Origin of the sequence: Streptomyces sp. cmx-4-9, assembly GCF_046548835.1 — a bacterium.
Taxonomy (GTDB): domain Bacteria; phylum Actinomycetota; class Actinomycetes; order Streptomycetales; family Streptomycetaceae; genus Streptomyces.
The window spans coordinates 125,626-150,298 of record NZ_JAEBEE010000010.1 but is presented as its reverse complement, the minus strand read 5'-3'; the positions used below and the strand labels follow the sequence as shown (position 1 = coordinate 150,298).

The 24,673-nt window shown below is 73.6% G+C and carries 18 protein-coding genes; 3 read left to right on the top strand and 15 right to left on the bottom strand.

From position 1 onward, the window contains the following. Window positions 1-124: 124 nt before the first annotated feature. Window positions 125-1,705, bottom strand: coding sequence for an MFS transporter (locus tag ACLJTM_RS29320; protein WP_411106774.1), 1,581 nt, complete (start codon window positions 1,703-1,705; stop codon window positions 125-127). A gap of 63 nt (window positions 1,706-1,768) precedes the next feature. Here ACLJTM_RS29320 and ACLJTM_RS29315 point away from each other — a divergent pair, with 63 nt between their 5' ends. Further along, complete coding sequence (locus ACLJTM_RS29315; RefSeq protein ID WP_411106773.1) at window positions 1,769-2,725, top strand: helix-turn-helix transcriptional regulator; 957 nt, start codon at window positions 1,769-1,771, stop codon at window positions 2,723-2,725. 96 nt (window positions 2,726-2,821) lie between these two features. On the opposite strand, the gene ACLJTM_RS29310 is transcribed toward ACLJTM_RS29315, so the two are convergent. The 4 genes from ACLJTM_RS29310 to ACLJTM_RS29295 form a co-directional block, all read right to left on the bottom strand. Then, a complete protein-coding gene (locus ACLJTM_RS29310; protein ID WP_411106772.1) occupies window positions 2,822-3,808 on the bottom strand; it encodes an RNA polymerase sigma factor RpoD/SigA in 987 nt (328 codons plus the stop codon). Window positions 3,809-4,269: 461 nt separating this feature from the next. Further along, on the bottom strand, window positions 4,270-5,031 hold the full coding sequence (locus ACLJTM_RS29305; protein WP_411106950.1) for a dioxygenase: 762 nt from the start codon (window positions 5,029-5,031) through the stop codon (window positions 4,270-4,272). A gap of 138 nt (window positions 5,032-5,169) precedes the next feature. Next, window positions 5,170-6,702 carry an MFS transporter gene (locus ACLJTM_RS29300; RefSeq protein ID WP_411106771.1) on the bottom strand — a complete coding sequence of 511 codons (1,533 nt, stop codon included), beginning with the start codon at window positions 6,700-6,702 and terminating at the stop codon, window positions 5,170-5,172. Window positions 6,703-6,772: 70 nt separating this feature from the next. Then, window positions 6,773-7,441 carry a TetR/AcrR family transcriptional regulator gene (locus ACLJTM_RS29295; RefSeq protein ID WP_411106770.1) on the bottom strand — a complete coding sequence of 223 codons (669 nt, stop codon included), beginning with the start codon at window positions 7,439-7,441 and terminating at the stop codon, window positions 6,773-6,775. Window positions 7,442-7,684: 243 nt separating this feature from the next. Between ACLJTM_RS29295 and ACLJTM_RS29290 the strand changes: the two genes are divergently transcribed. Then, window positions 7,685-8,962 carry a M6 family metalloprotease domain-containing protein gene (locus tag ACLJTM_RS29290; RefSeq protein WP_411106769.1) on the top strand — a complete coding sequence of 426 codons (1,278 nt, stop codon included), beginning with the start codon at window positions 7,685-7,687 and terminating at the stop codon, window positions 8,960-8,962. Window positions 8,963-9,013: 51 nt separating this feature from the next. Here the strand turns inward: ACLJTM_RS29290 and ACLJTM_RS29285 are convergent, their stop codons facing one another. Together ACLJTM_RS29285 and ACLJTM_RS29280 are read right to left on the bottom strand one after the other, a co-directional pair. Next, window positions 9,014-10,252, bottom strand: coding sequence for a helix-turn-helix domain-containing protein (locus ACLJTM_RS29285; protein WP_411106949.1), 1,239 nt, complete (start codon window positions 10,250-10,252; stop codon window positions 9,014-9,016). Between the two features lie 150 nt (window positions 10,253-10,402). Beyond that, entirely contained in the window at window positions 10,403-10,543 is a 141-nt protein-coding gene (locus ACLJTM_RS29280) for a hypothetical protein (RefSeq protein WP_411106768.1), read from the bottom strand. 200 nt (window positions 10,544-10,743) lie between these two features. Between ACLJTM_RS29280 and ACLJTM_RS29275 the strand changes: the two genes are divergently transcribed. Then, complete coding sequence (locus ACLJTM_RS29275) at window positions 10,744-11,364, top strand: hypothetical protein (protein WP_411106767.1); 621 nt, start codon at window positions 10,744-10,746, stop codon at window positions 11,362-11,364. A gap of 34 nt (window positions 11,365-11,398) precedes the next feature. On the opposite strand, the gene ACLJTM_RS29270 is transcribed toward ACLJTM_RS29275, so the two are convergent. The 8 genes from ACLJTM_RS29270 to ACLJTM_RS29235 all read right to left on the bottom strand — a co-directional run bounded on the left by ACLJTM_RS29270 (window position 11,399) and on the right by ACLJTM_RS29235 (window position 24,670). Continuing rightward, on the bottom strand, window positions 11,399-12,673 hold the full coding sequence (locus ACLJTM_RS29270; RefSeq protein WP_411106766.1) for an MFS transporter: 1,275 nt from the start codon (window positions 12,671-12,673) through the stop codon (window positions 11,399-11,401). A gap of 32 nt (window positions 12,674-12,705) precedes the next feature. Continuing rightward, complete coding sequence (locus ACLJTM_RS29265; RefSeq protein ID WP_411106765.1) at window positions 12,706-13,989, bottom strand: homoserine dehydrogenase; 1,284 nt, start codon at window positions 13,987-13,989, stop codon at window positions 12,706-12,708. A 104-nt stretch (window positions 13,990-14,093) separates the two neighbouring features. Continuing rightward, window positions 14,094-16,556: an amino acid adenylation domain-containing protein gene (locus ACLJTM_RS29260; RefSeq protein ID WP_411106764.1), complete on the bottom strand. Its 2,463-nt coding sequence runs from the start codon at window positions 16,554-16,556 to the stop codon at window positions 14,094-14,096. Further along, window positions 16,553-17,359, bottom strand: coding sequence for a hypothetical protein (locus ACLJTM_RS29255; protein WP_411106763.1), 807 nt, complete (start codon window positions 17,357-17,359; stop codon window positions 16,553-16,555). Before ACLJTM_RS29255 ends, ACLJTM_RS29260 begins: the two co-directional genes overlap by 4 nt. After that, window positions 17,356-18,366, bottom strand: a complete 1,011-nt coding sequence (locus ACLJTM_RS29250) for an NAD-dependent epimerase/dehydratase family protein (protein ID WP_411106762.1) — start codon at window positions 18,364-18,366, stop codon at window positions 17,356-17,358. Before ACLJTM_RS29250 ends, ACLJTM_RS29255 begins: the two co-directional genes overlap by 4 nt. 4 nt (window positions 18,367-18,370) lie before the next feature. Further along, window positions 18,371-19,684: a cytochrome P450 family protein gene (locus ACLJTM_RS29245; protein ID WP_411106761.1), complete on the bottom strand. Its 1,314-nt coding sequence runs from the start codon at window positions 19,682-19,684 to the stop codon at window positions 18,371-18,373. A 20-nt stretch (window positions 19,685-19,704) separates the two neighbouring features. After that, window positions 19,705-20,976, bottom strand: coding sequence for an MFS transporter (locus ACLJTM_RS29240; RefSeq protein WP_411106760.1), 1,272 nt, complete (start codon window positions 20,974-20,976; stop codon window positions 19,705-19,707). After that, window positions 20,963-24,670 carry a type I polyketide synthase gene (locus tag ACLJTM_RS29235; RefSeq protein ID WP_411106759.1) on the bottom strand — a complete coding sequence of 1,236 codons (3,708 nt, stop codon included), beginning with the start codon at window positions 24,668-24,670 and terminating at the stop codon, window positions 20,963-20,965. The genes ACLJTM_RS29240 and ACLJTM_RS29235 overlap by 14 nt, the downstream gene beginning before the upstream one ends. Between the last annotated feature and the right edge of the window lie 3 nt (window positions 24,671-24,673).

The window sequence follows — 24,673 nt, the reverse complement described above, 5'->3', positions numbered from 1 at the left end:
CTCGGGGGCGGTGTGCCCGAATCTGTGGGTTCCCGTCCACCGTACGCCGCTTCCCTGACAAAGCCAAGCAAACGGGCATGTCTGCCAACAGAAGCAGACATGCCCGTGGGGGTCTCAGGACCGCCTAACCGGCCGGTACCCGCTCCGGCGCGGGGGCGGCGGGCTCGGCGGCGGCGCCGGGGCCGCCCTCGCGCTGCTCGACCGGGACCTGGCGCCGCGGCAGCATGAACATCACCGCGAAGATGACGACCAGGACGGCCACCACCCACCACAGCGCGCCGCGGAAGGCCTCCACGTACGGGGCCCCGAACTGCCGGTCGTCCTCGATCAGCCCGAAGAAGACCACCGAGGTGAGGGCGAGGCCCAGGGCGTTGCCCATCTGGCCGGTGGTGTTGATCAGGCCGGAGGCCGAGCCGGCGTGCTCGCGCGGCACCTCGGACAGCACGGTGTCAGTCAGCGGCGCCACGATCAGGCCCATGCCGAGGCCCATGACGACCAGCGGGAGCGCCATCTGCCAGGAGGCGATGCCCATGCCGTAGCGGTCGGACTCCCAGATGTAGAGGAGCAGGCCCGCGGCCATGGTCAGCGCGCCGGCCTGGAGCACCTTGCGGCCGAAGCGCGGGACGAGCTGCTGCACCGAGAGGCCTGCGGCGGCGGACACGGCGATGGAGAAGGGGATGCCGGTGACCCCGGCGCGCAGGGCGCTCCAGCCCAGGCCCATCTGCATGTACAGGGTCCACACCAGGAAGAAGATGCCGGTGGCGATGCCGAAGGTGAGCTGGACGGCGATGCCGCCCGCGAAGCTCTTGACCTTGAAGAGGGAGAGCTCCACGAGCGGGGAGCCGTCTTTTTCGATCTTGTACTTCTCGTACGCGAGGAAGCCGGCGAAGACGAACGGAGCCGCGCCCATGCACAGGAAGCCCCACAGCGGCCAGCCGTGCTCACGGCCCTGGGTGAGCGGGAAGATCAGCATGACCAGGGCGAGGGTCGCGAGGACCACGCCGACCAGGTCCAGGCGCAGCGCCTGCGGGGCCTTGGACTCGGTGATGAACCGGCGGCCCAGGATCACGCCGGCGATGCCGACGGGCAGGTTGATCAGGAAGATCGGGCGCCATTCGAGGCCGAACAGGTTCCACTCGGTGAGCAGCGCGCCGAGCAGCGGGCCCGAGACGGCGCCAAGTCCCACGATCGCGCCGAACATGCCGAAGACCTTGCCGCGCTCGTGTGGCGGGAAGGTGACGTGGATGATCGCCAGGACCTGCGGGACCATCATGGCCGCCATCGCGCCCTGCAGGAGGCGCGAGGCGACCAGCATCGCCGGGTCGGCGGCGATGCCGCAGAGCAGCGAGGCGGCGGTGAATCCGGAGATGCCGACCAGGAAGAGGCGCTTGCGGCCGTAGATGTCACCGAGACGGCCGCCGGTGATCAGGCCGGCGGCGAAGGCGAGGGCGTATCCGGCGGTGATCCACTGGATCGCGCTCGTGGACGCGCCGAGGTCCTGGCGCATGCTGGGTATCGCGATGTTGACGATGGTGACGTCGACCAGGTCCATGAAGGCCGCGGTCATCACGATGGCGAGCGCCAGCCAGCGGCGGCGGTCGGCGGTCGAGCTGCTGCTCGGTGCGTCGTTGTGGGTGTCGTTCCGCTCTTCTTGTACGGGCCCGTTCTCTCTTTCGGGCGATGCCTTGGACGTCTCGGTGCTCATGGAGAGAAACCTAGACGGCATCTAGGTCAGCCTGTGTCCTCTTTCGCTGGCAGCCTGGATCCCATGACCGACACCCCGGCACGGCTGCTCTCCCTGCTGTCCCTCCTGCAGACGCCCCGCGAATGGCCGGGGAGCGAGCTGGCCGGACGGCTCGGGGTGAGCGCCCGCACGATCCGGCGCGACATCGACCGGCTGCGGGAGTACGGGTACCCGGTGGAGGCCACGCTGGGCGCGGAGGGCGGCTACCGGCTGGTGGCCGGGGCGGCGATGCCGCCGCTGCTGCTCGACGACGAGGAGGCGGTGGCGATCGCGGTGGGGCTGCGGGCCGGAGCCGGGCACGCCATCGAAGGGGTCGAGGAGGCCTCCGTACGGGCCCTGGCGAAGCTGGAGCAGGTACTGCCCGCGCGGCTCCGGCGGCGGGTGGGCGCCCTCCAGTCGGCCACGGTCGCGCTGACCCGCGGGGACGGGGCCCGGGTGGACCCGCGGACCCTGACGACGATGGCGGCCGCGGTGGCGGGACCGGAGCGGCTGCGGTTCGCCTACCGGGCCCGCGACGGGGCGGAGTCCAAACGGCTGGTGGAGCCGTACCGCCTGGTCAGCACCGGCAGCCGGTGGTACCTGATGGCCTACGACCTGGAGCGGGAGGACTGGCGGACCTTCCGAGTGGACCGGGTGAGCGATCCCTTCGCCACGGGGGCCCGGTTCGCGCCGCGGGAGCTGCCGATGGACGCGCGCGAGTTCGTGGGCCGGGGGCTGCGCGGCGGCGAGAGTTACCCGGTGGACGTGACCTTCGCGGCGCAGGCCGCGGAGCTGCCGCAGTGGCTGCACTCCGAAGGCCATGAGACGGCGCCGGCGCCGGGCGGGGTGCGGGTCCGCTTCCGGACCGCGGAGCCGCCGCAGTGGCTGGCGGCGCGGCTGGCCCTGACCGGGCAGGTCTTCACGGTGCACGGCCCGGCGGCCCTGGCGGAGGCGGCCGCGGCGCTCGGCGCCCGCCTGTCGGCCGCGGCGGGCACCGCCTGAGGCCGTGGGCCGGGCGGCGCGTGCGGTGCACGGGGGAACCCCGGCGCCTGGGGGGGGTAGGCACCGGGGCTCGTTCGGGGGTGGAGTGGGCGGGGCTCAGGCCACCGCGTCGAAGCCGGTGTCGCGGGCCATCCGCTTGAGCTCCAGCAGGGCGTGCTTCTCGATCTGCCGGATCCGCTCGCGGGTCAGGCCGTGCTGCTTGCCGACCTCGGTGAGGGTCCGCTCGCGGCCGTCCTCGATGCCGTAGCGCATCTTGATGATCGAGGCCGTGCGCTGGTCGAGCTTGCCCAGCAGGTCCTCCAGCTCCTCACTGCGCAGCAGCGAGAGCACGGACTGCTCGGGGGAGATCGCGGAGGTGTCCTCCAGGAGGTCGCCGAACTGCGTGTCCCCGTCGTCGTCGACCGACATGTTGAGGCTGACCGGGTCGCGCGCCCAGTCCAGGACGTCCCCGACGCGCTTCTCGGTCGTTTCGAGTTCGGCGGCGATCTCGGCGTGCTCCGGGTCCCGGCCGTTCTCGCGGTTGAACTCGCGCTGGATGCGGCGGATCCGGCCGAGCTCCTCCACCAGGTGGACGGGGAGCCGGATGGTGCGGGACTGGTCGGCGATGGACCGGGTGATGGCCTGGCGGATCCACCACGTGGCGTACGTGGAGAACTTGAAGCCCTTCGCGTAGTCGAACTTCTCGACGGCGCGGACCAGGCCCGCGTTGCCCTCCTGGATCAGGTCGAGGAGCGGCAGGCCGCTGCGCGGGTAGCGGCGAGCGACGGCCACCACGAGGCGCAGGTTGGAGCGGATGAAGACCTCCTTCGCGCGCTCGCCCTCCGCGGCCAGCGCCTCCAGTTCCTCGCGCGCGGGGCTCGGCCCCTCGGCGTCCTCGCGGACCGCGGCCCCGTCGAGGAGCTGCCGGGCGTACACGCCCGCCTCGATGATCTGGGACAGCTCCACTTCCTTGGCGGCGTCGAGCAGCGGGGTGCGCGCGATCTCGTCCAGGTACATGCCGACCAGGTCGCGGTCTGCGATCTCCCCGCCCACGGAGCGGGCGCTGCTCGTGGACTGACGACGGGCGACGGCGCGGGTTGCCATGCGTGCTCCCTTGCGATGAGTTCGGTCGCGGTGCGGCTGCCGGACGTCCACCGGTGGGCGGTGGTGCATCCCCGGACACTCTCCCGAGTGCCCGCTTCCGAAGGAAACAACGATGGGAATCGGGACAGAATTCCCACGCCGGCCCCTGTTTCCCGAGATCTTGCAGTATCCTGCCCCGCCACGAGACGGGGCCGGATCCTGTCGGAACCGGGAGAGGTGCAGGTCAGGCCCGTGAGGGGGCCGGACCGACCACCGTGACGGGAGTGCGCGACCACCGGCCGGATGAGACCGCCGTCACCTACCCGGACATCGGGGTCCCACCGGGACGGCGCCGTTTCTCGGCTGCGCTCCCCTCCTCAAGACGGGCTCCCTCCGCATCCGGTTGCCTGGACTGGCGATCGAATGGCCGGATACCCGACAAAGGTGCGATTCACCCCAATACCGATGGACCTCGGCCCGGCTCAGCCGAACTGGAGGGAGCGCTTGGACAGGCCCATCCAGAAGCCGTCCACCGTGTCGCGGCGCGCGCCGAGGTCCCCGGACGCCTCGGCCGCGCCCAGGGTGACGAAGAGCGGAGCGAAGTGCTCCGTGCGGGGGTGGGCCAGCCGGCCGGAGGGCGACGCGGCCTCGAAGTCGAGCAGGGAGTCCACGTCCTGCGCTGCCAGCGCCTCGTGCCCCCAGGCGTCGAACTCCGCCGACCAGGCGGGGGTGCCCGGGTGCCGGAGCGCGGCGAGGTTGTGGGTGAAGAACCCGCTGCCGACGATCAGCACCCCCTCGTCGCGCAGCGGCGCGAGCCTGCGGCCGAGGTCCATCAGCCGGCGCGGGTCCAGGGTCGGCAGGGACATCTGGAGGACCGGAATGTCAGCATCCGGATACATCTCGACCAGCGGGACGTACGCACCGTGGTCCAGGCCCCGGTCGGGCAGGTCCTGCACCGGCATGCCGGGGGCCCGCAGCAGTGCCCGTACCGAGGCGGCGAGCTGCGGGGCGCCCGGGGCCCCGTACCGCACCCGGTAGTAGTGCTCGGGGAAGCCCCAGAAGTCGTACACGAGCGGTACGCGCTCGGTGGCGCCGAGGGCGAGCGGGGCCTCCTCCCAGTGGGCGGAGACCATCAGGATCGCCGAGGGGCGGGGCAGGGCGGCCGACCAGGCTGCCAGCTCGGCGGGCCAGAGCGGGTCGTCCGCGAGCGGGGGCGCGCCGTGGCTGAGGTAGAGCGCCGGCATACGGGCGGGGGCGGTGGTCACGGGGCGCTCCTCGGTCGTCGGTACGGGGAGGCCGGGGCCGCATACGGACCGACCCCGCCTCGTTCAAATTTGAACGAAGCGGGGTCGTCAGTCATTCCCGGGTGCCGGGGCGGCCCGTCAGTGGGCGATCACCGGGACCTTGAGCTCGGCGGCCTCGCCGGAGCCTGCGGCGACCGGGGCACCCGTGCCCGGACGGCCGGTGTTGATCAGCGTCAGGGCGATCGCGGAGCTGGCGGCCAGGATGCCGACGGCCCACCAGATGGCGGAGGAGTAGCCCTCGACCATGGCCTGGGCCTGGATCAGCCGCGCGGCCGGCCCGCCGGCGGCGGCCTCGGCCGCGTGGTCGGCCAGGTACGCGGTGGTCGCCGAGGCGGCGATGGTGTTCAGCAGCGCGGTGCCGATGGCGCCGCCGACCTGCTGCGAGGTGTTGACCATGGCGGAGGCGACTCCGGCGTCGGCCGGGTCCACCCCGTGCGTGGCCAGGGACATGGCCGGCATGAACGCCGTGCCCATGCCGAGGCCGAGCAGCAGCTGCGCGGGCAGGATCAGCGCCGGGTAGGAGGACCCGACCTCCAGTTGGGTCAGCAGCAGCATGCCGGTGGCGGCGAGCAGGAAGCCCGGGCCCATCAGCAGGCGCGGCGGGACCCGGGTCATCAGGCGGGCGCCGATCTGGGTGGAGCCCGTGATCATGCCGGCGATCATCGGGAGGAAGGCGAAGCCGGTCTTGACGGGCGAGAAGCCCTTCACGACCTGCAGGTAGTAGGTGAGGAAGAGGAACAGGCCGAACATCGCGATGACGGCCAGGCCCAGCGAGAGGTAGACACCGCCGCGGTTGCGCTCCAGCAGGACGCGCAGCGGCAGCAGCGGGGACTTCACCTTGGACTCGACGAAGACGAAGGACGCCAGCAGCGCCGCCGAGGCGACGAACATGGCCACGGTCACGCCGTCCGACCAGCCGGCCGACTCGGCGCGGGTGAACCCGTACACCAGGGCGACCAGGCCGAGCGTGGAGAGGAACACGCCGGGGATGTCGAGCGGCGCGCGGTTGCGGCCGCCGGCGGGCTCCCGGATGACCAGCCAGGCACCCACGGCCGCGGCGATGGCGAAGGGGATGTTGACGAAGAAGGTCCAGCGCCAGTTCAGGTACTCGGTGAGGAAGCCGCCGAGGATCAGGCCGACGGCGCCGCCGCCGCCGGCGATCGCGCCGTAGATGCCGAAGGCCTTGGCGCGCTCCTTGGCGTCGGTGAACATGACCGCGAGCAGCGACAGGGCCGCCGGTGCGAGCAGGGCCCCGAAGGCGCCCTGGAGGGCCCGGGCGCCCAGCATCATCGCCTCGCCGGTGGCGGCGCCGCCGAGGGCGGAGGCCAGGGCGAAGCCGATGAGGCCGACGACGAAGGCGTTCTTGCGGCCCCACTTGTCGGCGATGCGGCCGCCGAAGAGGAGGAGCCCGCCGAAGGCCAGCGCATACGCGGTGATGACCCACTGGCGGTTGCCGTCCGAGATGCCCAGGTCGGTCTGGGCGGAGGGCAGGGCGATGTTCACGATGGTGGCGTCGAGGACGACCATCAGCTGGGCCAGGGCTATGAAGACGAGTGCCTTCCAGCGGCTGGGATCCGCAGCCGGCGGCAGGGTCGCGGCTGTTCGGGGCATGGGGGTACCTACTTCACTGTGCGGAATGACTGGATTAACCGGAAAAAGATAGGTAAATGGCCGGGCCGGGTCACGGGGTTTTCCGCCGCAGCCCGTCGAGGGTGGCGGGCGAACCGGGCAGATCGGAGCGGGCCGGAGCCCGCAGCCCGTCCAGGAAGAGCTGGAGGTGGCGGTGGACGAAGCGGTCGGCGTCGGGGCAGGCGGTGCCGGGGAGGGGGCGGCTGAGCTGGGAGAGGGCGACCATCAGGTCGCCGACGCCGATGTCCGTACGGATCAGTCCGGCGGCCTGGCCGGCGGCCACCATGGCCTCGGTGACCTCGGTCAGGACCTGGCTCGCCTCGACGAGTTCGGGGTGGTCGCGGTCGAAGCCGTCGCCGAGCATGGGGCACAGCGCGCCGATGCGCTCGTCCGCGGCGGCGTGCGTGAACCGGCACAGCGCGGCGAAGGCGTCGGGCTCCTCGGCGAGGGCCGCCTCGGCCGTGGCCGTGACCCGGTCCATCACGAAGAGCACCACGTGGTGGACGAGGCTGCCGCGGTCGGGGAAGTGCCGGTACAGGGTGGCGTTGCCGATGCCGGCGCGGCGGGCCACCTCGTCGAAGGGGGCGCCCGGGCCGAACTCGACGAACACCTCGCGGGCCGCCTCCAGGATCCGCTCGCGGTTGCGGACGGCGTCGGCGCGCGGCCGCGGGACCCGGCAGGCCGCCGGGGCGGTGCACGGGGAGTCGGCGGTGCTCTTCATTGCCGGGGCCTCCCTGGGGGCTCGTACGGCCCACCCAAACGGGGAGCCGGTCCCCACTTCGTGGGACTCACGTACAAACGGGGAACCAGTCCCCGGTTATTTCACCCGCGCGTGTGAGCTGGGTCACAGGGGTGCGCACGTTCGGCCTCTCCCGGCGCGCGGGCGCGCCGCAGCCGTCGGAGGGTGGGCGGACAGAGCGCAGACCGGGCCCGGCCGGCTGCCGCGGACACGAGGGCGATCTCCATGCCGCAGACCCGCCACCGGATACGCACATCCCGCCGCACCAGCGCGTTCATCGGCCTGACCGCGCTGGCCCTCGGCGTCACGGCGACGGCGAGCACGGGGATATCCAGTCGCGGTCACTCGGCAGCCGGCCCCGTGGCCAACACCGCCGAATCGGCGCTCGCCCCCTGCCGGATCGCCGGCACGATGGGCGTGCAGATGTCCGAGGGCCTGCCGACGCCGCCCGGGTACTCCCGCTCCACCGGCGAGGTGCGGGCCCTGAACCTGATGATCGATTTTCCTGACACCAAGGGCGAGGGCGCGGCCCTGGACCGGATGGCGGAGTTCTTCCCCCAGACCTCCGACTGGTTCCGGACCAGCTCCTACGGCCGGCTCAGCTACCGCGCCGAGGCCCCGATAAGGAGCTGGCTGCGGATGCCGATGCCGTTCGCGGCGTACGGGATCGAGCGCGGGTCCCCGTACGAGCCCGGCTACCGGCAGCTCGTCGAGCACATCGCCAAGGCCGCCGACTCCGAGGTGGACTTCAGCCGCTACGACCTGATCAACATCCTGGTCACGCCGAACGCCGGGCCGTCCGCCCTGGACACCGTCCTGTCGGTGACCTTCTCGAGCAACAGCGAGGCCCCCGTCGCCGACGGGGTCCCCCTCGGCAACACGTCCTTCGTCTACAGCCGCCAGGACGACGGATCGGGCTCCTACCGCGAGACCGGGTACCGGGTGCTCCCGCACGAGAACGGGCACGTCTTCGGACTGCCCGACCTGTACACCTCCGACGGCGGCGGGAGCGTGGGGCACTGGGACATCATGAGCGAGGACTGGGGCGCCAACAACGACCTGCTGGGCTGGCACAAGTGGAAGCTGGGCTGGCTGGACAGCACGCAGATCAGCTGCGCCGCGAAATCCGGCACCAGCGACCACGTGCTCTCCCCGCTGGCGGTCGGCGGCGGCACGAAACTGGCCTTCGTACCGCTGTCGGAGAGTTCCGGCTACGCGGTGGAGGTGCGCACCCAGGCAGGCAACGACGAGTCCGTGTGCAAACCCGGGGTGCTCATCTACAAGGTGGACTCCGATGTGGACACCGGACGCGGACCGGTGATCGTCTCGGACAGTTCGGACGCGAGCGGGGGCTGCACCCGGCGGCCCAATGTGCACGCGGAGCTGTCGGACGCGCCGTTCCGGCCGGGCGAGACCTTCACGGACGAGAAGGCGGGCATCAGCGTCTCGGTGGTGGGCGAGCTGCGCAACGGCAGCTTCCAGGTGCGGATCATCCGCCCCTGACGGTGGCCGGGCCGGGTCGCGCCCGCCCGTCCGTCCGCCCGTCCTACGGGTTCAGCCGCCGGCGGCGCCGTTCGCCACCGCCAGGGATTCGGCCAGTGCGCGCCAGGCCTCGGCCGAGACCTCGACGTTCCCGGATGCGCGGGCCTCCTTGGCGATCCGCTCCATGGCGCTCCGGGCGGCTGCCCGGTCGCCGTCGATGACGGCCAGTTGGTTGCGCAGGATCTCCAGCGCGGTCTGGTCGCGCCGGCCCATGCCCTCGGGCCGGTCGCCGAGCCGGTCGACGATCTCCCGGGCGTCCCCGAACCGGCCTTCGTGGAAGGCGAGCTGGCCTTGCAGGAGCAGGACCTCCAGCTGGTGCAGGGGCATCCCGACCAGCGTCGCTGCGGAAGCGGCCTCGCCCAGACATCGCCGGGCCTCGGGCAGGTCGCGCGGGTCCATCTGCAGGTACATCGATGCGGCGGCGAGCCGCAGCCGCATCCACAGGACGGGGTCCTCGTTGCTGGGCATGCTCTGGAGCGCGCGCCGGAGCAGGTCCGCCGTGCCCTCGCGGTCGCCCTGCCGCACGGCCACACCGGCCGCCGTCCACAACACCTCGACCTGGAGGCGGGTGGAGATCAGCTCGGAGAGCGGGCCCTCGGCACCCTCGGCGAGCGACCGGGTCAGCTGGTCGGCGCGTCTGCGCGCTTCGGCCAGCTGACCGGTCTCCGCATCCAGGGAGATGAGGGTGAGGGTCGCCTCGACGACGTCGCGGAACGACAGCTTGTTCTCGGTCGCGAGGTCGAGGGCGCGGCCCGCGGCGGCGCGTGCCTCGGCGAGTTCGCCGGAGGCGCGCAGCTTGCGGGCGAGCCGGACCTGCGACCGCGCCTGGATCTCGGGCAGGTCGATCTCGTCTCCCAGCGCGACCAGGTCGCGCAGGGTGCGCAGTTCGTCGTCCGCACGGCCCTGCCCCTGGTAGGAGCGGGCGAGGAGCCACATGACCTGCCAGCGCAGAACGGCGTCGCCCTCACCGTCCCGCCGCAGGGCGTCCTCCAGGACGGCGGCGGTCTGCGGGGACTCGCCGACCGTGGCGGCCGTCGCGAGGGCCTGGGCCAGCGGACTGCTGACCGGGGACAGGAAGTCCGCCGGGGCGACCTCGAGGCGGTCGCACAGCAGTGAGAGCACCCGCTCGGTGGGCGGACGGGCGCCGGACTCCAGCCGCGACAGGTAGGCGGCCGAGATGTCGGTGCCCACGAGTTCGGCTTGGGAGAGGCCCCGGGCCACTCTCAGTTCACGAAGCCGACGACCGAACATCGGCTGTTCCGGGATGCGACGCACACGACCTGGCATACGTACCAGGCTGCCCTTCATTCGACAGACTTGTCAATTCGAGGTTAAAAATTGCCAAACATGACATTTTTGTTGACCCGGCAACGGGATGATCATTTCGCGCCCGTCCGGGCGTCAGGGCCAGCCGATCTCGTTCTGGGCGCTGGCCACCGTGGCGGTCACGGCGACCTCCTGGCCCGCGGTGGAGCCTTCCTCGACCGTCACGCCCAGGGCGACAGCCAGGAACATTCCGACCAGAACAGGTATGAATTCCACGCGCAGCTTCACAGATTCCACTCCCTTGAACACACGGTGTGCCATCGCCCCGATGTGGCCGCTTCCTGCCCTGTGGCACGCCGCTACTCAATCACGAGCCGACTTTGATTGACAAGGGTTTGGCAAGTAATTGACAAGTGTAGGCAAGTCCCCCTAAGGTCTGGACCGCAACCGAAGCGGAGGACTGGGGGAGCTGGGACATGCAGATCAACATCGCCGGTGCGACGCAGATCCGTCACGCCATCCAGAACGCACGGTCGGAGGTCCTCCTCGCCCTGCCGGCCAACTGTGCCTTCGAGGGCCAGGTCGATGTCGCCGCCGCCCAACTGCTCTCCGCCGAGACCGGGGTCAGCGTGAAGGTGTACGTCCCCGCGGCCGCGCGCGGCACCGGCGACCTGCCCGAGTACCGGCTCACCGCCCTCGCCAAGGACGGCATGGAGATCCACTCGACGCACGACACCACCCCGCGCATGGCCATCGTCGACCGCTCGGTCGTCGTCCTGGCGCGCAACCAGGAGGACTACAGCCACGGGGCCCTGATCGGCCGCGAACTGATCGTCACCCGGATGCTGGTGCGCTCCCTGACGGCGCCCGCACCGACCGAGCAGGACGCGGCCGCTCCCGAAGCGGAACTGCACCCCCTCTCCCGCGAGGTGCTGCGGCAGCTGGCGCTCGGCTCCACCGACGAGACGGCCGCCCGGCAGATCGGCATGGCCCTGCGCACCTACCGCCGGGTGGTGTCCCGCCTGATGGACTCCCTGGACGCGCGCAGCCGGTTCCAGGCCGGCTATCTGGCCGCCCAGCGGGACCTGCTCCTGTGACGGCCGGGCCCCGACACGATCCGAAGGGGTCGGCTTAGGCCGGGACCGCCCGCCGGAGCCGGGCCGCGGGCTCCCCGCGGGCCGTGTGCGCCCGCGCCAGCCCCGTCTCGATCCTCCGGTTCGTGGTGACGGCCAGGCCGACCACCGTGCCGGCGGCCAGGAAGACCGCGCCGGCCAGGTACGGGGCCCGCAGGCCGGCCGTGCTCGCCACCCAGCCCCCGAGGACCGCACCGAGCGGAGCGGCGGACACGGCCAGCAGGCGGCTCGCCGCGGTGACCCCCGCCGCCGCCGAGGGCGCTACGAGGCCCTGCCGGACGGCGGCGGCCGGTACCAGGGCGGCGCCCACCGCCGCCCCGCCCAGGGCCAGCGCGGCCCCCGCCGCGAGCGGGTGCACGGCGAACCCGAGACCCGCCTGGGACAGCGCCAGCAGTCCCGCCGTCAGCGCCAGCGTGCCGCCGATGCCGATCCGCTCGGCGATCCGGGCCGACAGCACTGCGCCGAGGAGTCCGCCGACGGCCTCGGCGACCAGCAGGAGGGCGAACCCGGCCGGTCCGAGGCCCAGTTCCTCGCGGGCGAAGAGCACCAGCACGGCGGTCCCGGCGGTCAGCGCGAGGTTGCCGAGTGCGGGGCGCAGCGCCAGGGCGAGCAGCAGCGGGTCCCGTACGAGGTGTGCGGCGCCCGCGCGGGCCTCGCGCAGCCGCGGCCCGCGGGCGGCGCGGGCCGGAGGCGGCCCCGGCGGCAGGGAGCGGAGCAGCAGCGCGCCGAAGAGGAACGAAAGGGCTTCGGCGGCCAGCGGCACGGCCCGTCCCAGGGTGAACAGGAGTGCACCGGCGGGAGGGCCCGCCATCCCCTGGGCGGCGTCCGCGGTGGCGTGCAGCCGCACGCGGGCCCCGCGCAGGGCGGGCCCGTCCCCGCGCAGGAGGGGCCTCAGACAGGCCGACAGGGCGTTGCCGGACAGGAGGTGGACGGTCCCGAGGAGGAAAGCCAGCACGGTCAGCAGCGGCAGGCCGAAGGCTCCGGCCGCGGCGCAGCCGGCCGCCGCGAGCAGCAGCACGGCCCGTACCGCGTGCAGCGTCCGCAGGGTGCGGCGCGGGTCCCGGCGGTCGGCGGGGCCGCCGCCGGCCAGGGCGAGCAGCGGCCAGGGCAGCAGGGCGGCGGCGGTGGCGAGGGACAGCAGGAGCGGGTCGCGGGTCAGGCCGAGGGCCAGCAGCGGCAGGGCCGTCCGATGGATGCCGTCGCCGAAGGAGGCCGCGCCGGAGGCGGCCCACACCCTCCCGAACGCCCGGGGCACGCGGTGCCTGCTGGTCATGGTGGACTCCTTCCGCGCCCCGGGCAGGGGGCTCAGCGTCCTTCGACGCGGATGATGCCGGTCACGCCCTGGACGCGGGCCGAGGCGCGCAGTCCGGCCACGGCGGCGGACAGGGCGGCGTCGGTGGCGGGGTGGGTGGACAGGGCCAGCCGGCAGCCGCCGTCGCGGCGCTCCTGGTGGAAGTGCTCGATGGACACGCCGTGTTCCCCGAAGACGGTGGCCACCTCGGCGAGCACGCCCGGGCTGTCCGCCACGTCGATGCCGAGGTGGTAGCGGGTCACGACCTGTGCCATGGGGCGCACGGCCAGCCGGGCGTACGCGGCCTCGCCGGGGCCGGTGGTCCCGGCCAGTTTGTTGCGGCACACCGCGACCAGGTCGCCGAGCACCGAGCTCGCGGTGGGCGCTCCGCCCGCGCCGGGGCCGTAGAACATCAGCTGCCCCGCGGCCTCGGCCTCCACGAAGACGGCGTTGTAGGCGCCCCGTACGGCGGCCAGCGGGTGGTCGAGCGGGATCATCGCCGGGTGGACGCGGACGCTCACGGAGGCGCCGTCGGCGTCGCGGTCGCAGATGGCGAGGAGTTTGACGACGCAGCCCGCGGCCCGGGCGGCGGCGATGTCGGCGGCGGTGACGGAGGTGATGCCCTCGCAGTGGACCTCGTCCAGCCGCACCCGGGTGTTGAAGGCGATCCCGGCGAGGATCGCGGCCTTGGCTGCGGCGTCGTGGCCCTCGACGTCCGCGGTGGGGTCCGCCTCCGCGTAGCCGAGGGCGGTGGCCTCCTTGAGCGCCTGGGGGTAGTCGGCGCCGAGGACGTCCATCTTGTCGAGGACGAAGTTGGTCGTGCCGTTGACGATGCCGATGACCCGGTTGACGCGGTCCCCGGCGAGGGACTCGCGCAGCGGCCGCAGCAGCGGGACGGCCCCGGCGACGGCGGCCTCGTAGCAGAGGTCGACGCCGTGCGCGGCGGCCGCCGCGTGCAGGGCGGCCCCCTCGGCGGCGATCAGGGCCTTGTTGGCGCTGACCACGGAGGCGCCGTGGGCGAAGGCGCCGTTGATCAGGTCGCGGGCCCGGTCCGTGCCCCCGATGACCTCGACGACCACGTCGACGTCCGCGCGGGCGACCAGGGCGTCCGCGTCCGTCGTCAGGAGGTGCTCGGGGATGCCCGGGCGGGGCACCCCGGCCCGGCGCACGGCGATCCCGACGAGTTCGACCGGGGCACCGATGCGTGCCTCCAGGTCGGCTGCGTGGGCCGCCATGTACCGGGCGACGTCGCTGCCGACCACTCCGCACCCCAGCAGCGCTACCTTCAGTGTCCGCATCGTCCGACTCCGTTCCCATGGCCAGTGTGTGTGGGTGTTCCGCGGGGGGTTCCGGACGGGCGGGGGCGGGTTGTGCCCCGCCCGTCCGGAGGGTTCGAGCAGGACTAGCCGGAGATCAGCCCGGCGATCGCCCGCACGCTCGAGTCTTCGAAGACCTTCTTGATGCGCAGCCGGACGCCGGTGCGCTCGTGGAGCTGGTTGATCAGGCGGCTGGCGAGCAGGGAGTTGCCGCCCAGCGAGAAGAACTCCTGCTCCACACCGACCGGCCCCGCCCCCAGGAGCTCGGTGAACAGCCCCGCGACGAGGACCTCTTCGGCGGTGGCGGGCGCCGGGCCCGCCTGCACGGCCGGCGCCTGCGGCCTCGGCAGCGCCTTGCGGTCCAGCTTCTCGTTCGGCGTGAGCGGCAGCCGCTCCAGGACGACGAAGGCGCTGGGCACCATGTAGTCCGGAAGCACCGCCGCGGCCCGGGCGCCGAGCGCCTCCAGGTCCGGCTGCGCGCCACTGCCCGCCGCCGGGACGACGTACGCCACCAGCCGCTGGTCGCCCGGCACGTCCTCGCGGACCAGGCAGACCGCCTGCCCGATCTGCCCGTCCTGCAGCAGCACCGACTCGATCTCCTCCAGCTCGACCCGGAAGCCCCGGATCTTGACCTGGTGGTCGAGGCGGCCGAAGAACTCGATGACGCCGTCCGCGCGCCAGCGGGCGGCGTCGCCCGAGCGGTACATGCGGGCGCCGGGCTCCCCGTACGGGTCCTCGACGAAGCGTTCCGCGGTGAGGTCGGGGCGGCCGAGGTAGCCCTCGGCCAGCTGTACGCCCGCGAGGTACAGCTCGCCCGTCACACCGGGCGGCAGCTGGCGGCGCTGCTCGTCGAGGACGTAGAGCCGCGTGTTCCAGACCGGCCGGCCGATGAGCACCGGGCCGGGCTCGGGGTTCCTCGGGCACAGCATGGACGTGACGTCCACGGCGGCCTCGGTGGGACCGTAGACGTTGTACAGGTCGGCTGCCAGCACGGAGGCGAACCAGGCCTGGAGCTCGGCGGGCAGCGCCTCGCCGCCGCACACCACGCGGCGCAGGCTGACGCAGCGGGCCGCGTCCGGCTCCTGGAGGAAGACCTTCAGGCCCGAGGGGACGAAGTGCGCGATGGTGATGCCCTCCGCCACGATCGTCTCGGCCAGGTACGCCGGGTCGCGGTGGCCCTCGGGGTCGGCGACGACGATCGAGGCGCCGGCCAGCAGGGGCCAGAACACCTCGCGCACGGTCACGTCGAACCCGGCGGGGGTCTTCTGCAGCAGCCGGTCGTCGGGCCCGAGCGGGATCTGGTGCTGCATGTGGTGCAGCCGGTTGGTGATCGCGCGGTGGGCGACGACCACGCCCTTGGGGCGGCCGGTGGAGCCCGAGGTGTAGAGCACGTACGCCGGGCTGTCGGGGGTGAGCGGGGCCCGCCGGTCCTCGTCGGTCGGCGCCGCCGGGTCGGCCGCGGCGAGGCGGGCGGCGGTGGCCTCGTCGTCCAGGACGAGCTGCTCCGCGGCCACCTGCACCGAGCCGGACAGGCCGGTGGTCGTCACCACGTGGGAGACGCCCGCGTCGGAGAGGACCTGGTTGATGCGCTCGACCGGGTATCCGGTGTCGACGGGCAGGTAGGCGGCGCCCGTCTTGACGATGGCCAGCGCGGCGACGACGTAGTCCACGGACCGGTGCAGGACCATCGCCACGATGTCCCCGGCGCCGGCGCCGCCGGCGATCAGCAGCCGCGCGATGCGGTTGGCCCGGGCGTCGAGTTCGGCGTAGGTCAGCCGCTCCTCGTGCCGGCTGACGGCCGGCCGGTCGGGGTGGGCGGCGGCGTTCGCCTCGACCAGCTCCGCCAGGGTCAGGTCCGGCACCGGGTGGGCGGTGTCGTTCCACTCGTGCATGAGCCGGTGGTGTTCGGCCGGGGTGAGCAGGTCGATCCCGCCGACCTCGGCGGCCGGGCCGCCCTCGAACAGCCGCCGGGTGAAGTGGCCCAGGCGCTCGGCGTGTTCGGCCGGCCGGCCGGCCGGGTCGGCCGGGGTGAGCAGGCGGGCGCCCGCGGGGTCGAAGGCGAAGGCCAGGACGGGGCGGTCCGGGTGGCCCGCGCCGTCCGCGGGCCGCGCCCGCGGGACGGCCCCGGGACCCTCGGCGAAGACCACCTCGGCGCCGGCGGGCGGGGCGTCCGGGCCGGCTGCGGCCGCCCCGTCCTGCGCGCGGGCCCCGCGTACCTCGGCGAGCAGCCCGGCCACGGTGGTGGCGGGGGTGACGGTGAGCCGCAGCGACTGCGGGCCGACGGCCAGCACGACCTCGTCGGCCGCGGTCATCCGGTAGAGGTAGGCCGCGGCGGCCACCAGGGCCAGGTCCGTCCAGTGCGCCTGCGTGGCGTCGAGGAGGGCGGCGACCCCGGCTGCGGCGGCCCGGCCGGCGGAGCCGTCGGCGGGTGCGGACGCGGCTGCGGCGGCGGGTGCGGCAGCCGGTGCCGAGGCGGGGGTCCAGGGGCGCAGGTCCGCGTCCCGTACGGCGGTGTCGGTCAGTTCCATGGCGGTCTCCTGCAGGCTCACGCGCCGCGCTCCTCAAGGAAGCGGTGCACGGCTTCGGCCACGTTCCGGTCGTTCAGCAGCTCCCCGGTGGGGAGGGGGAAGCCCTGTTCCCGCAGGGCCAGCGGGGCGCCCGGGCTGGACCCGGCGGAGGTCAGGGCGACGGCGGTGGCCCAGCCCGGCGCGGGGTCCAGTCCGCGGGCGGCGGTCAGGTAGGAGACGTAGGAGCGGAACATCCCCATGAGGTCGTCGGCGGTCTCCTCGTCCAGCCCCAGCCGCTCGAAGGCCGTGCCCGCGGCGGTCTCGTACACCTTGACCACCTGCAGGGCCGTGGCGCGGAACGCGTCCGCCCCGGTGCCCGCCGCCGTGCAGAGGGTCAGTGCCTCCGCGGCGTGTCCCGCGCGCTCCTCCTCGGAGAGCACCGACATCGCCCCGACGGCCTTCTCCAGGTCCCGGTACAGGCTCATCGCCTCGACCGGCTCCGGGTCGAACAGCAGCAGCGCGGGGCGGACGCCCTGCCGCTGCGCGATGTCGTCGGCGAGGGCCGCGGCGAAGACGCTGCCCACGCAGTAGCCCATCACGGTGTCCACGTGCGCGTCGGCGCCGCCGGGCAGTGCGCGCCACCGGCTCAGGTACGCCTCGGCGTCCAGCAGGCGGCTCTCGGCCTCCTCGGGCTGGCCGGTCAGCCAGATCTCCCGGCCCGGCGGCAGCAGCGGTGCCAGGCGGGGGAAGCCCGCCTCGGGGCGGGCGGAGGAGTCGAAGTCGACGGCCAGGACCGTCCGGTGCGGGTCGCCCTCGCTGAGGCGCCGCCAGGATCCCGTGCTCATCGGCCCTCCCCGGCCGTCTGCAGGACGTCCGCTTCCTCGGCCGGGGTCAGTCCGGCCTTGCGCTCGCGGTCCGGCCCCAGTTCCCGTTCGTGGGCGAGGACGTCCGCGAGGACCTCCGCCAGCGGCCGGTGGTGCAGTCCCGCGGCCTGGGCCCGGGAGTGGTCGTGCGCCATGAACCCCCAGTCCTCCGGCGGGACCCACACGGGCAGGGACTTCTCCCCCCGCCACACCTGGACCCCGGCCGCGGCCAGGACCTCGGGGGACACCGGCACGAGCTCGGTGTCCGGCGCGCCCACCGCCTCCACGACGGCGTCGAGCAGGGCGCCGAGGGGGCGGCTGGGCCCGACGCCGTTGTAGGTGCCGGAGGTCTTCTGCTCGCCCGCGTCGACGATCCAGGAGGCCAGGTCGCGTACGTCCACGTACTGGGTGGGCTGGTCGAGGGTGTCGGGTACGACGACCCGGCCGCCCCGCGCGATGCGCGCGGGCCAGTAGCCGAACCGGTCGGAGACGTCGCCGGGGCCCACGATCAGCCCGGAGCGCACGATGAGCGCGCGGTCGCCGAGGGCCTCGCGCACCGCGTTCTCGCAGGCGACCTTGATGCCGCCGTAGAGGTGGGGGTGGCGGATCCGCTCCTGGGCGTCGGCCCCGCTCTCGGCGGGCTCGTGCAGGGCGCTGTCCTCGTCCTGGCCGGTGGTGACGGCGTCGGCGTAGACGTTGATGGAGGAGACGAAGGTCCAGTGGCCGGCGCTCGCGCCGAGCGCCGCGAGCGCGTCGCGGACCCACGGGTAGGACATGGTGGCCACGTCCACCACCGCGTCGAAGTGCCGGCCCGCCAGCGGGGCCAGGCCCTGCGGGTCGTCGCGGTCGACCGTGACGAGCTCGGCGCCCTCGGGGACCCGCCCCGAGGTGCCGCGGGCGGCGCAGACCACCTGGTGGCCGCGCCGGACCGCTTCGGCGGCGACGGCGTGCGAGAGGAAGGCGGTCCCGCCGAGTACGAGGGTCTTCATCGGGTCACACGCTCCCGTGGGCCACGGGGCAGCCCGCCTCGGCGGGGGCGCCCGCGTCCCGCGGCAGCCGGCGGTCGTACCGCACGGGCAGCGAGGCCAGGCCCCGGCTGACGGAGTTGTCGTACACCCACTCGGTGTCCTCCTCCGGGATGGCCAGGGCCAGTCCGGGCAGGCGGCGCAGCAGGGTCGGGAACACCACGTGCCCCTCCAGCCGGGAGAGCGGGGCCCCCGGGCAGTAGTGGGCGCCGTGGCCGAAGGTGAGGTGGCGGTTGGACTCGCGGGTGATGTCGAGGCGGTCCGGGTCCGCGAAGACCTTCGGGTCGCGGTTGGCAGCGGCGATCAGCAGGTGGACGAAGGCCTCCTTGCCGATCTCGGTGCCCTCGATCTCCATGTCCTGGGCGGCGACGCGCAGGGTGCCGCGGTAGCTCGGGGACTCGAAGCGCAGGAACTCCTCGACGGCCGGGACCACCAGCTCGGGGCGGGACTTCAGCAGGTCGAACTGGTCGGGGTGGGTGAGCAGGGCGTGAGTGCCGTTGCCGATGAGGTTGGTGGTGGTCCGCTGCCCGGCGATGATCACCAGGGACATCGTCGAGGCGATCTCGTCGATGGTGAACTTGTCCTCCTCCTCGGCCGCGACCAGCAGTTGGCTCACGAGGTCCTCGCCCAGATCGGAGCGGCGGTCCGCCAGCAGGTCGAGGATGTACTTCTCGAAGGCCGAACTGACTTGCTTCAGACGGGCGTTGCCCGCCTCGTCGGCGTACGGGGCGCCGCCGAGGACGTGCGACCACTCGTAGAGCATCTCGCGGTCGGCCACGTCCACCCGGAGGTACTCGAAGATCACCATGACCGGGAGGACCCGGGCGAACTCCATGAGGTCGACCTCGCCCGACTCGGGGAAGGCGTCGATGAGGTCGTCGGCGATCTCCTGAATGCGCGGCCGCAGGTTCTCCATGCGGCGCGGCACGAAGGACTTGCTGACGAGCTTGCGCAGCCGCGAGTGCTCGGGGGCGTCGGCGATGAGCATGTTGCGGGACTGCACCGGGCTGTTGTCGTACAGCTGGTCGCGGAACCACTTCGGGGTGTTCTCCAGCGACTTGGAGATGCGCGGGTCCCCGAAGGCCTTCAGCGCCATCTCGTAGTCGGAGACGATGTACGCCTCGGCGCCCGGCGGGTGGTTGATGGCGCGGACCGGGCAGGTCTGCCGCAGGCTGGCGTACTGCGCGTTGCGGTCCTCCAGCGGGTGCGTGAAGAACTCCGGCGGGAGCGGCTCGGCTGCCGCGGGGGTGGCCGGCGCTGCCTCGAGGGCGTCCTGGGTCATGGCGTTTCCTTTGCTGTCGTTCACGGGGATGCCTCGTCGAGGGAGGCCAACGTCCGGATGCTGCGGCTCAGGGTCGGCAGGGCCGCCAGCGTCGCGATCACGCCCACGGTGGCGAACACCCAGGTCGGACCCCAGGCGTCGAAGATCGTTCCGATGGCGAGGACGCCGATCGGCGAGATGATCGTGGAGGTGAAGACGATGGCGCCCAGGACCCGGCCCTGGAGTTCGTCGGGAACGGTCTTGGCCGCATAGGTGAGGAACAGGGCGTTGATCAGCGGGCCGCGGACGTACACGCAGGCGACGACGATGCCGAGGGGGATGACCCCGGGGACCGTCATCAGCAGCACGGCCGCCGCCGGTCCGACCCAGTACCCGGCGATGAAGATCGTCGAGGGCCGGACCCGCTTGATGACCTGCGCCGCCAGCAGCGCGCCCACCAGGGCGCCGGTACCGGCCACCGAGAGCGTCAGACCGATGAAGGAGTCCGACGCGCCCCGGTCCTTGCCGGTGGCGATCACGGCCAGCGACATGCCGACCGTGTTGAAGGCGAGGTTGGAGAGGGTGATGCTGATCATCAGGGGGCGCAGCACGGGGTCCCGCGTCAGGTAACGGAACCCTTCGAACAGCCCCTTCTTCCCGTCGGCGGGCGCCTCCGGCAGGGGGGTGCCCCTGACGAACAGCATCAGGGCCGTCGAGGCCGCGAAGGAGACGCACGCGCCCAGGAAGGGCAGCGCCCGGGCGAACCCGTACAGCACGCCGCCGATGGAGGGGCCGGCGGTGATCGCGCCGAACCACCTGATCTGGTTCTGTGCGGTGGCCTGGGCCAGCTGGTCCGGGCGGACCAGCTGCTTGATCATGGCCATCCCCGCGGGCATGGACAGGCCGTGGCAGCAGGCCGAGACGATGGCGATGACGAAGGTGGCGAACACGTTGGCCTGCCCCGCGAAGAGCAGGACGGAGAACAGCCCGAGCAGGACCGCCCGGACCGCGTTGCAGCCGATGAGCAGCCGCTTGCGGTCCACCCGGTCCGCGAGGATGCCTCCCCAGAACGACATCAGCCCGTTGGCCAGCAGCTGCGCCGAGCCGACGGCGCCCGCGTAGGCCGCCGAGCCCGTCGTCGCGAGGACCAGCAGCGGGTAGGCGATCCCGGCCGCGTTCTCGCCGATCCCGGCGAGGGCCTCGCTGCTCCACAGCGACTGGAAGGAGCGGTTGCGCAGCAGCGAGGGCCCGGGGGCCGGTGCCGGCTCCCCTTCGAGGGTCTTCGTCCCGCCCGGGGTGTCATCGAGCGCCATGGGACACCCCGTCCGCCGCCGCGTCCGCCGCGTCCGCCGCCGCGTCCCCGTCCGCCGGGAGCGCCCCGGCCAGGGCGGCCGCGAGCCCGTCGACGTGCGGGGCCCGGAGCATCGACCAGTGGTCGCCGGCCACCGGGAGGACGGCCACGCCGCCCCGGTACAGGCCGCGGACACCGCGCCGCAGCTCCTCGGCCTCCCTCCGGTCCACCTCCACCTTGAGCACCACGGCAGGGCAGTCGACGGGGCGCGGCCGGTAGCGGGCCAGGACCCGGAACTTGTCCGCCAGCAGCCTGCGCAGGGCGGGGTTGCGCCGGGCCTGCGCGCCGACCTGGCCGAGGCCGAGGGCCGCGCTCGCCATGAGGCGCAGGTGCCCGAGGACGAAGGCGGGGTCCGCCGCGATGCGCCGGCCCGCGCGCCCGGGTACGTACGCGTCGAGGCACACCAGCAGGTCCACGCGTTCGCCGCGGGCCGCGAGCTGGAGGGCCATCTCGTGCGCGACCACGGCCCCGAAGGACCATCCGCCGAGGGTGTAGGGGCCGGCGGGCTGGGCCTGCAGCAGGGACTGGAGGTGGTGCGCCGCGATGTCCTCGACGGACATCCGCGAGGAGTCGGCGATCCTCGGTTCGAGGCCGTGGACGGGGCGCGGGGTGTCCAGGGCCGCCGCCAGGGCCCGGTAGCTGAGGGAGGACTCGGCGGCGTCGGCCACCAGGAACAGCGGCCGTCCGGCGCCGTCCCGCAGGACCACGGAGCCGCCGGGGCCGGTCGGGGCGGCCGCCTCGGCGCCGCCGTCCGCGGCCTGCTGCCGTCCGGCGAGCTCCAGCAGGTGGCCGAAGGTGGCCTCGCGCAGGAACTCGGCGGCCGAGACGGGGACTCCGGCCTTCTCCCGCAGCTGGGTCACCAGGTTCAGCACCATCAGCGACTCCCCGCCGAGGGCGAAGAAGTCGTCGGCCGGGGAGGCCGAGGCCACGCCCAGTGCCCGGCACCACAGCTCCTCCACCTGGGTGCGCAGCGGTGTGCCCTGCGCCCCGGCGCCCGGGCTGCGGACGGTCTTGCCCGCGGGGCGGGGCTGCTCGGCGCGCGGGTCCCGGGCGGCGAAGGGGTGCCCCGGCAGGGAGCAGCGCAGCGGCGGCTCCCCGGTGCCCGCGAACACGTCCTCCACGACGTCCAGGCCGTGCTCCCACAGCGTGCCCAGGGCCCGCAGCAGTCCGCGGTCCCCGTCCTCGGGCCTGCCGAGCATGGGCACGCCGGTGTGGGCCGGGTCCCATTCCCCGCGGAAGCGCAGGGCGCCGAGCATCGTGCTGCCCGGTCCGAGCTCGATGAAGGTGTCGCAGTCCGAGCCGAGGAGGGTCTTCATCCCCTCGTCGAGCTGTACCGGCCGGCGTACCTGCGCCGCCCAGTAGTCGGGGCCGCACACGGCCGCCGGCTCGGCCCAGCCGCCGGTCACGTTGGACACCAGGCGCAGGGCGGGCAGTTGGGTGGGCGTGCCGTTGATCAGTTCGGTGAGCCGGTCCGCCACGGGCGCCTGGATGTCGCAGTGCGCGGCGCGGTCCACGTTCAGCGGCCGCAGGTCGAGGCCCCGCAGGGCGTCGCCCTCCAGCAGTTCCGCCATGTCCCGGGCCGGGCCGGACAGGACGACGCCGCCGCGGCTGACCATGGACACGGCCACCCGGCCGTCCAGCGGGACCCGGCGGGCCACCTCGTCCAGGGGTGCGTTGACGGCCACCATCCGGCCGGGCTCGGTGGCGCGCAGCCCTTGGGCCCGCTCGTAGACCAGGGCCGCCGCGTCCGTCGGGGACCACACCCCGGCGAGGGCCGCGGCCGCGTACTCGCCGACGCTGTTGCCGAACAGGGCGGCGGGCTTGAGCCCCCACTCGTTCAGCTGGCGGCCGAGCGCGTAGCCGAGCGCGAACAGGCCGACCTGCTGGTGCGCCCAGTCCTCGTACCAGCCGGCCGGCACCTCGGCGCCGGTGACCACCGGCGAGAGGTCCACGGCGTAGGCGTCGCGGACGAAGGCGCCGATCTCGTCGAAGTGGGCGCGGAACTCGGGCAGCAGCCGGTGGGCGGCCGCTCCGGCCGCGTGCCGCAGCACTCCGTGCCCGGGGAAGAGGAAAGCGACCTGTGCCAGGGAGCTCGGGACGGCCGACCGCGGTGCACCGCGCAGCAGTTCCGCCGCCTGGGCCCGGTCCTGTACGACGAAGGCCTGGCGGTGGCGGAACCCGCGCCGGCCGGCCAGCGTGCGGGCGGTCTCGTCCAGCGCGGGCCCGTCCGCGCCCTCCAGGCGTCCGGCCAGGTCCTCGCGCAGCCGTCCCAGGGCTTCGGGCGAGGCCGCGGACAGGGTGAGGACGCGGGGTCCGGGGGCGGCTTCCGGGCGCTGCCGGGCGGGCGCGGCCTGCAGGACGACGTGGGCGTTGGTGCCGCCGACGCCGAAGGCGCTGACGGCGGCCGTCGGCGTGCCGCCGGCGGGCCAGGGGCGGGTCTCGGTGCACACCTCGAACGGCGAGTCGGCCAGGTCCAGCAGGGGGTTGGGGCTGGTGAAGTGGAGGGTGGGGACCAGCTCCCGGTGCTCCAGCATCAGGACCGTCTTGATGAAGCCGGCGACGCCCGCGGCGGCGCTGGTGTGGCCGATGTTGCTCTTGACCGCGCCCAGCCAGGTGGTGGCCCCGCCGGGCCCGGTCCCGAAGGCCTCGGTGAGCGCGGCCACTTCCACCGGGTCGCCCATCGGGGTCGCCGTGCCGTGGCACTCCACGTAGTGGATCTCCTGCGGGGCGACCTCCGCGACCTGGTGGGCGTACCGGATCACCTCGCTCTGCCCGGGGATGGACGGGGCGGTGAACCCGAGCTTGTCGGCGCCGTCGTTGTTCAGGGCCGAGCCGCGGATGACCGCGGCGATCCGGTCCCCGTCGCGCAGGGCGTCGTCGAGCCGCTTGAGGACGACGACTCCGACGCCCTCGCTGGGTATGGTGCCGCCCGCCTTCGCGTCGAAGGGCCGGCAGTGGCCGTCGGGCGACAGGATGCTGCCCTGCTCGTGGAGGTAGCCCCACTCGCCGGGCGGTGACACGGCGACGCCGCCCGCGAGCGCGGCGTCGCACTCGCCGCTGCGCAGCGCCTGCACGGCCATGTGGACGGCGGTGAGGGAGGTGGAGCACGCCGTCTGGACGGTGACCGCGGGTCCCCGCAGGCCGAGTTTGTACGCGACGCGAGTCGCCACGAAGTCCTTCTCGTGGCTGACCACGCGGGCCAGGGGGCTCAGGTCGTCGCCGGCGTCCAGGAGGGTCCGGTCGGAGCCCGCGTAGACGCCGATCCGCCCGGGGAACCGGCCGGGGTCGATGCCCGCGTCGTCGATGGCCGTCGAGGCGCATTCGAGGAAGACGCGCTGCTGCGGGTCGATGTGGCCGGCGTCGGCCCGGTTGTACCGGAAGAACTCCCAGTCGAAGTTCCCGGAGTCCGCGAGGACGCCCTTGGCGGGGACGAACTCGGGGCGCCGTACGAGCGCGGGGTCCGCGCCGCGGGCGACGAGGTCCTCGACGTCGAAGCGGGTGATCCCCTCGACGCCGCCGCGCAGCATGTCCCAGAACTCCCGCACGTCGGCGGCGCCCGGGTAGCGGCAGGCCGTCCCGACGACGGCCACCGCCCGGCCGGTGTCCGCAGCGGCGCCGGTGTCCCGGGCGCCGTGCGTGTACGTGTCCGTGTCCATGTC

Bases quoted from the DNA above. Each gene is read 5' to 3' on its own strand.
- ACLJTM_RS29310 (WP_411106772.1), bottom strand. From the start codon at position 3,808: ATGGCAACCCGCGCCGTCGCCCGTCGTCAGTCCACGAGCAGCGCCCGC.
- ACLJTM_RS29250 (WP_411106762.1), bottom strand. From the start codon at position 18,366: ATGAAGACCCTCGTACTCGGCGGGACCGCCTTCCTCTCGCACGCCGTC.
- ACLJTM_RS29300 (WP_411106771.1), bottom strand. From the start codon at position 6,702: ATGCCCCGAACAGCCGCGACCCTGCCGCCGGCTGCGGATCCCAGCCGC.
- ACLJTM_RS29245 (WP_411106761.1), bottom strand. From the start codon at position 19,684: ATGACCCAGGACGCCCTCGAGGCAGCGCCGGCCACCCCCGCGGCAGCC.
- ACLJTM_RS29295 (WP_411106770.1), bottom strand. From the start codon at position 7,441: ATGAAGAGCACCGCCGACTCCCCGTGCACCGCCCCGGCGGCCTGCCGG.
- ACLJTM_RS29305 (WP_411106950.1), bottom strand. From the start codon at position 5,031: ATGCCGGCGCTCTACCTCAGCCACGGCGCGCCCCCGCTCGCGGACGAC.
- ACLJTM_RS29235 (WP_411106759.1), bottom strand. From the start codon at position 24,670: ATGGACACGGACACGTACACGCACGGCGCCCGGGACACCGGCGCCGCT.
- ACLJTM_RS29315 (WP_411106773.1), top strand. From the start codon at position 1,769: ATGACCGACACCCCGGCACGGCTGCTCTCCCTGCTGTCCCTCCTGCAG.
- ACLJTM_RS29275 (WP_411106767.1), top strand. From the start codon at position 10,744: ATGCAGATCAACATCGCCGGTGCGACGCAGATCCGTCACGCCATCCAG.
- ACLJTM_RS29320 (WP_411106774.1), bottom strand. From the start codon at position 1,705: ATGAGCACCGAGACGTCCAAGGCATCGCCCGAAAGAGAGAACGGGCCC.
- ACLJTM_RS29240 (WP_411106760.1), bottom strand. From the start codon at position 20,976: ATGGCGCTCGATGACACCCCGGGCGGGACGAAGACCCTCGAAGGGGAG.
- ACLJTM_RS29265 (WP_411106765.1), bottom strand. From the start codon at position 13,989: ATGCGGACACTGAAGGTAGCGCTGCTGGGGTGCGGAGTGGTCGGCAGC.
- ACLJTM_RS29285 (WP_411106949.1), bottom strand. From the start codon at position 10,252: ATGTTCGGTCGTCGGCTTCGTGAACTGAGAGTGGCCCGGGGCCTCTCC.
- ACLJTM_RS29270 (WP_411106766.1), bottom strand. From the start codon at position 12,673: ATGACCAGCAGGCACCGCGTGCCCCGGGCGTTCGGGAGGGTGTGGGCC.
- ACLJTM_RS29290 (WP_411106769.1), top strand. From the start codon at position 7,685: ATGCCGCAGACCCGCCACCGGATACGCACATCCCGCCGCACCAGCGCG.
- ACLJTM_RS29255 (WP_411106763.1), bottom strand. From the start codon at position 17,359: ATGAGCACGGGATCCTGGCGGCGCCTCAGCGAGGGCGACCCGCACCGG.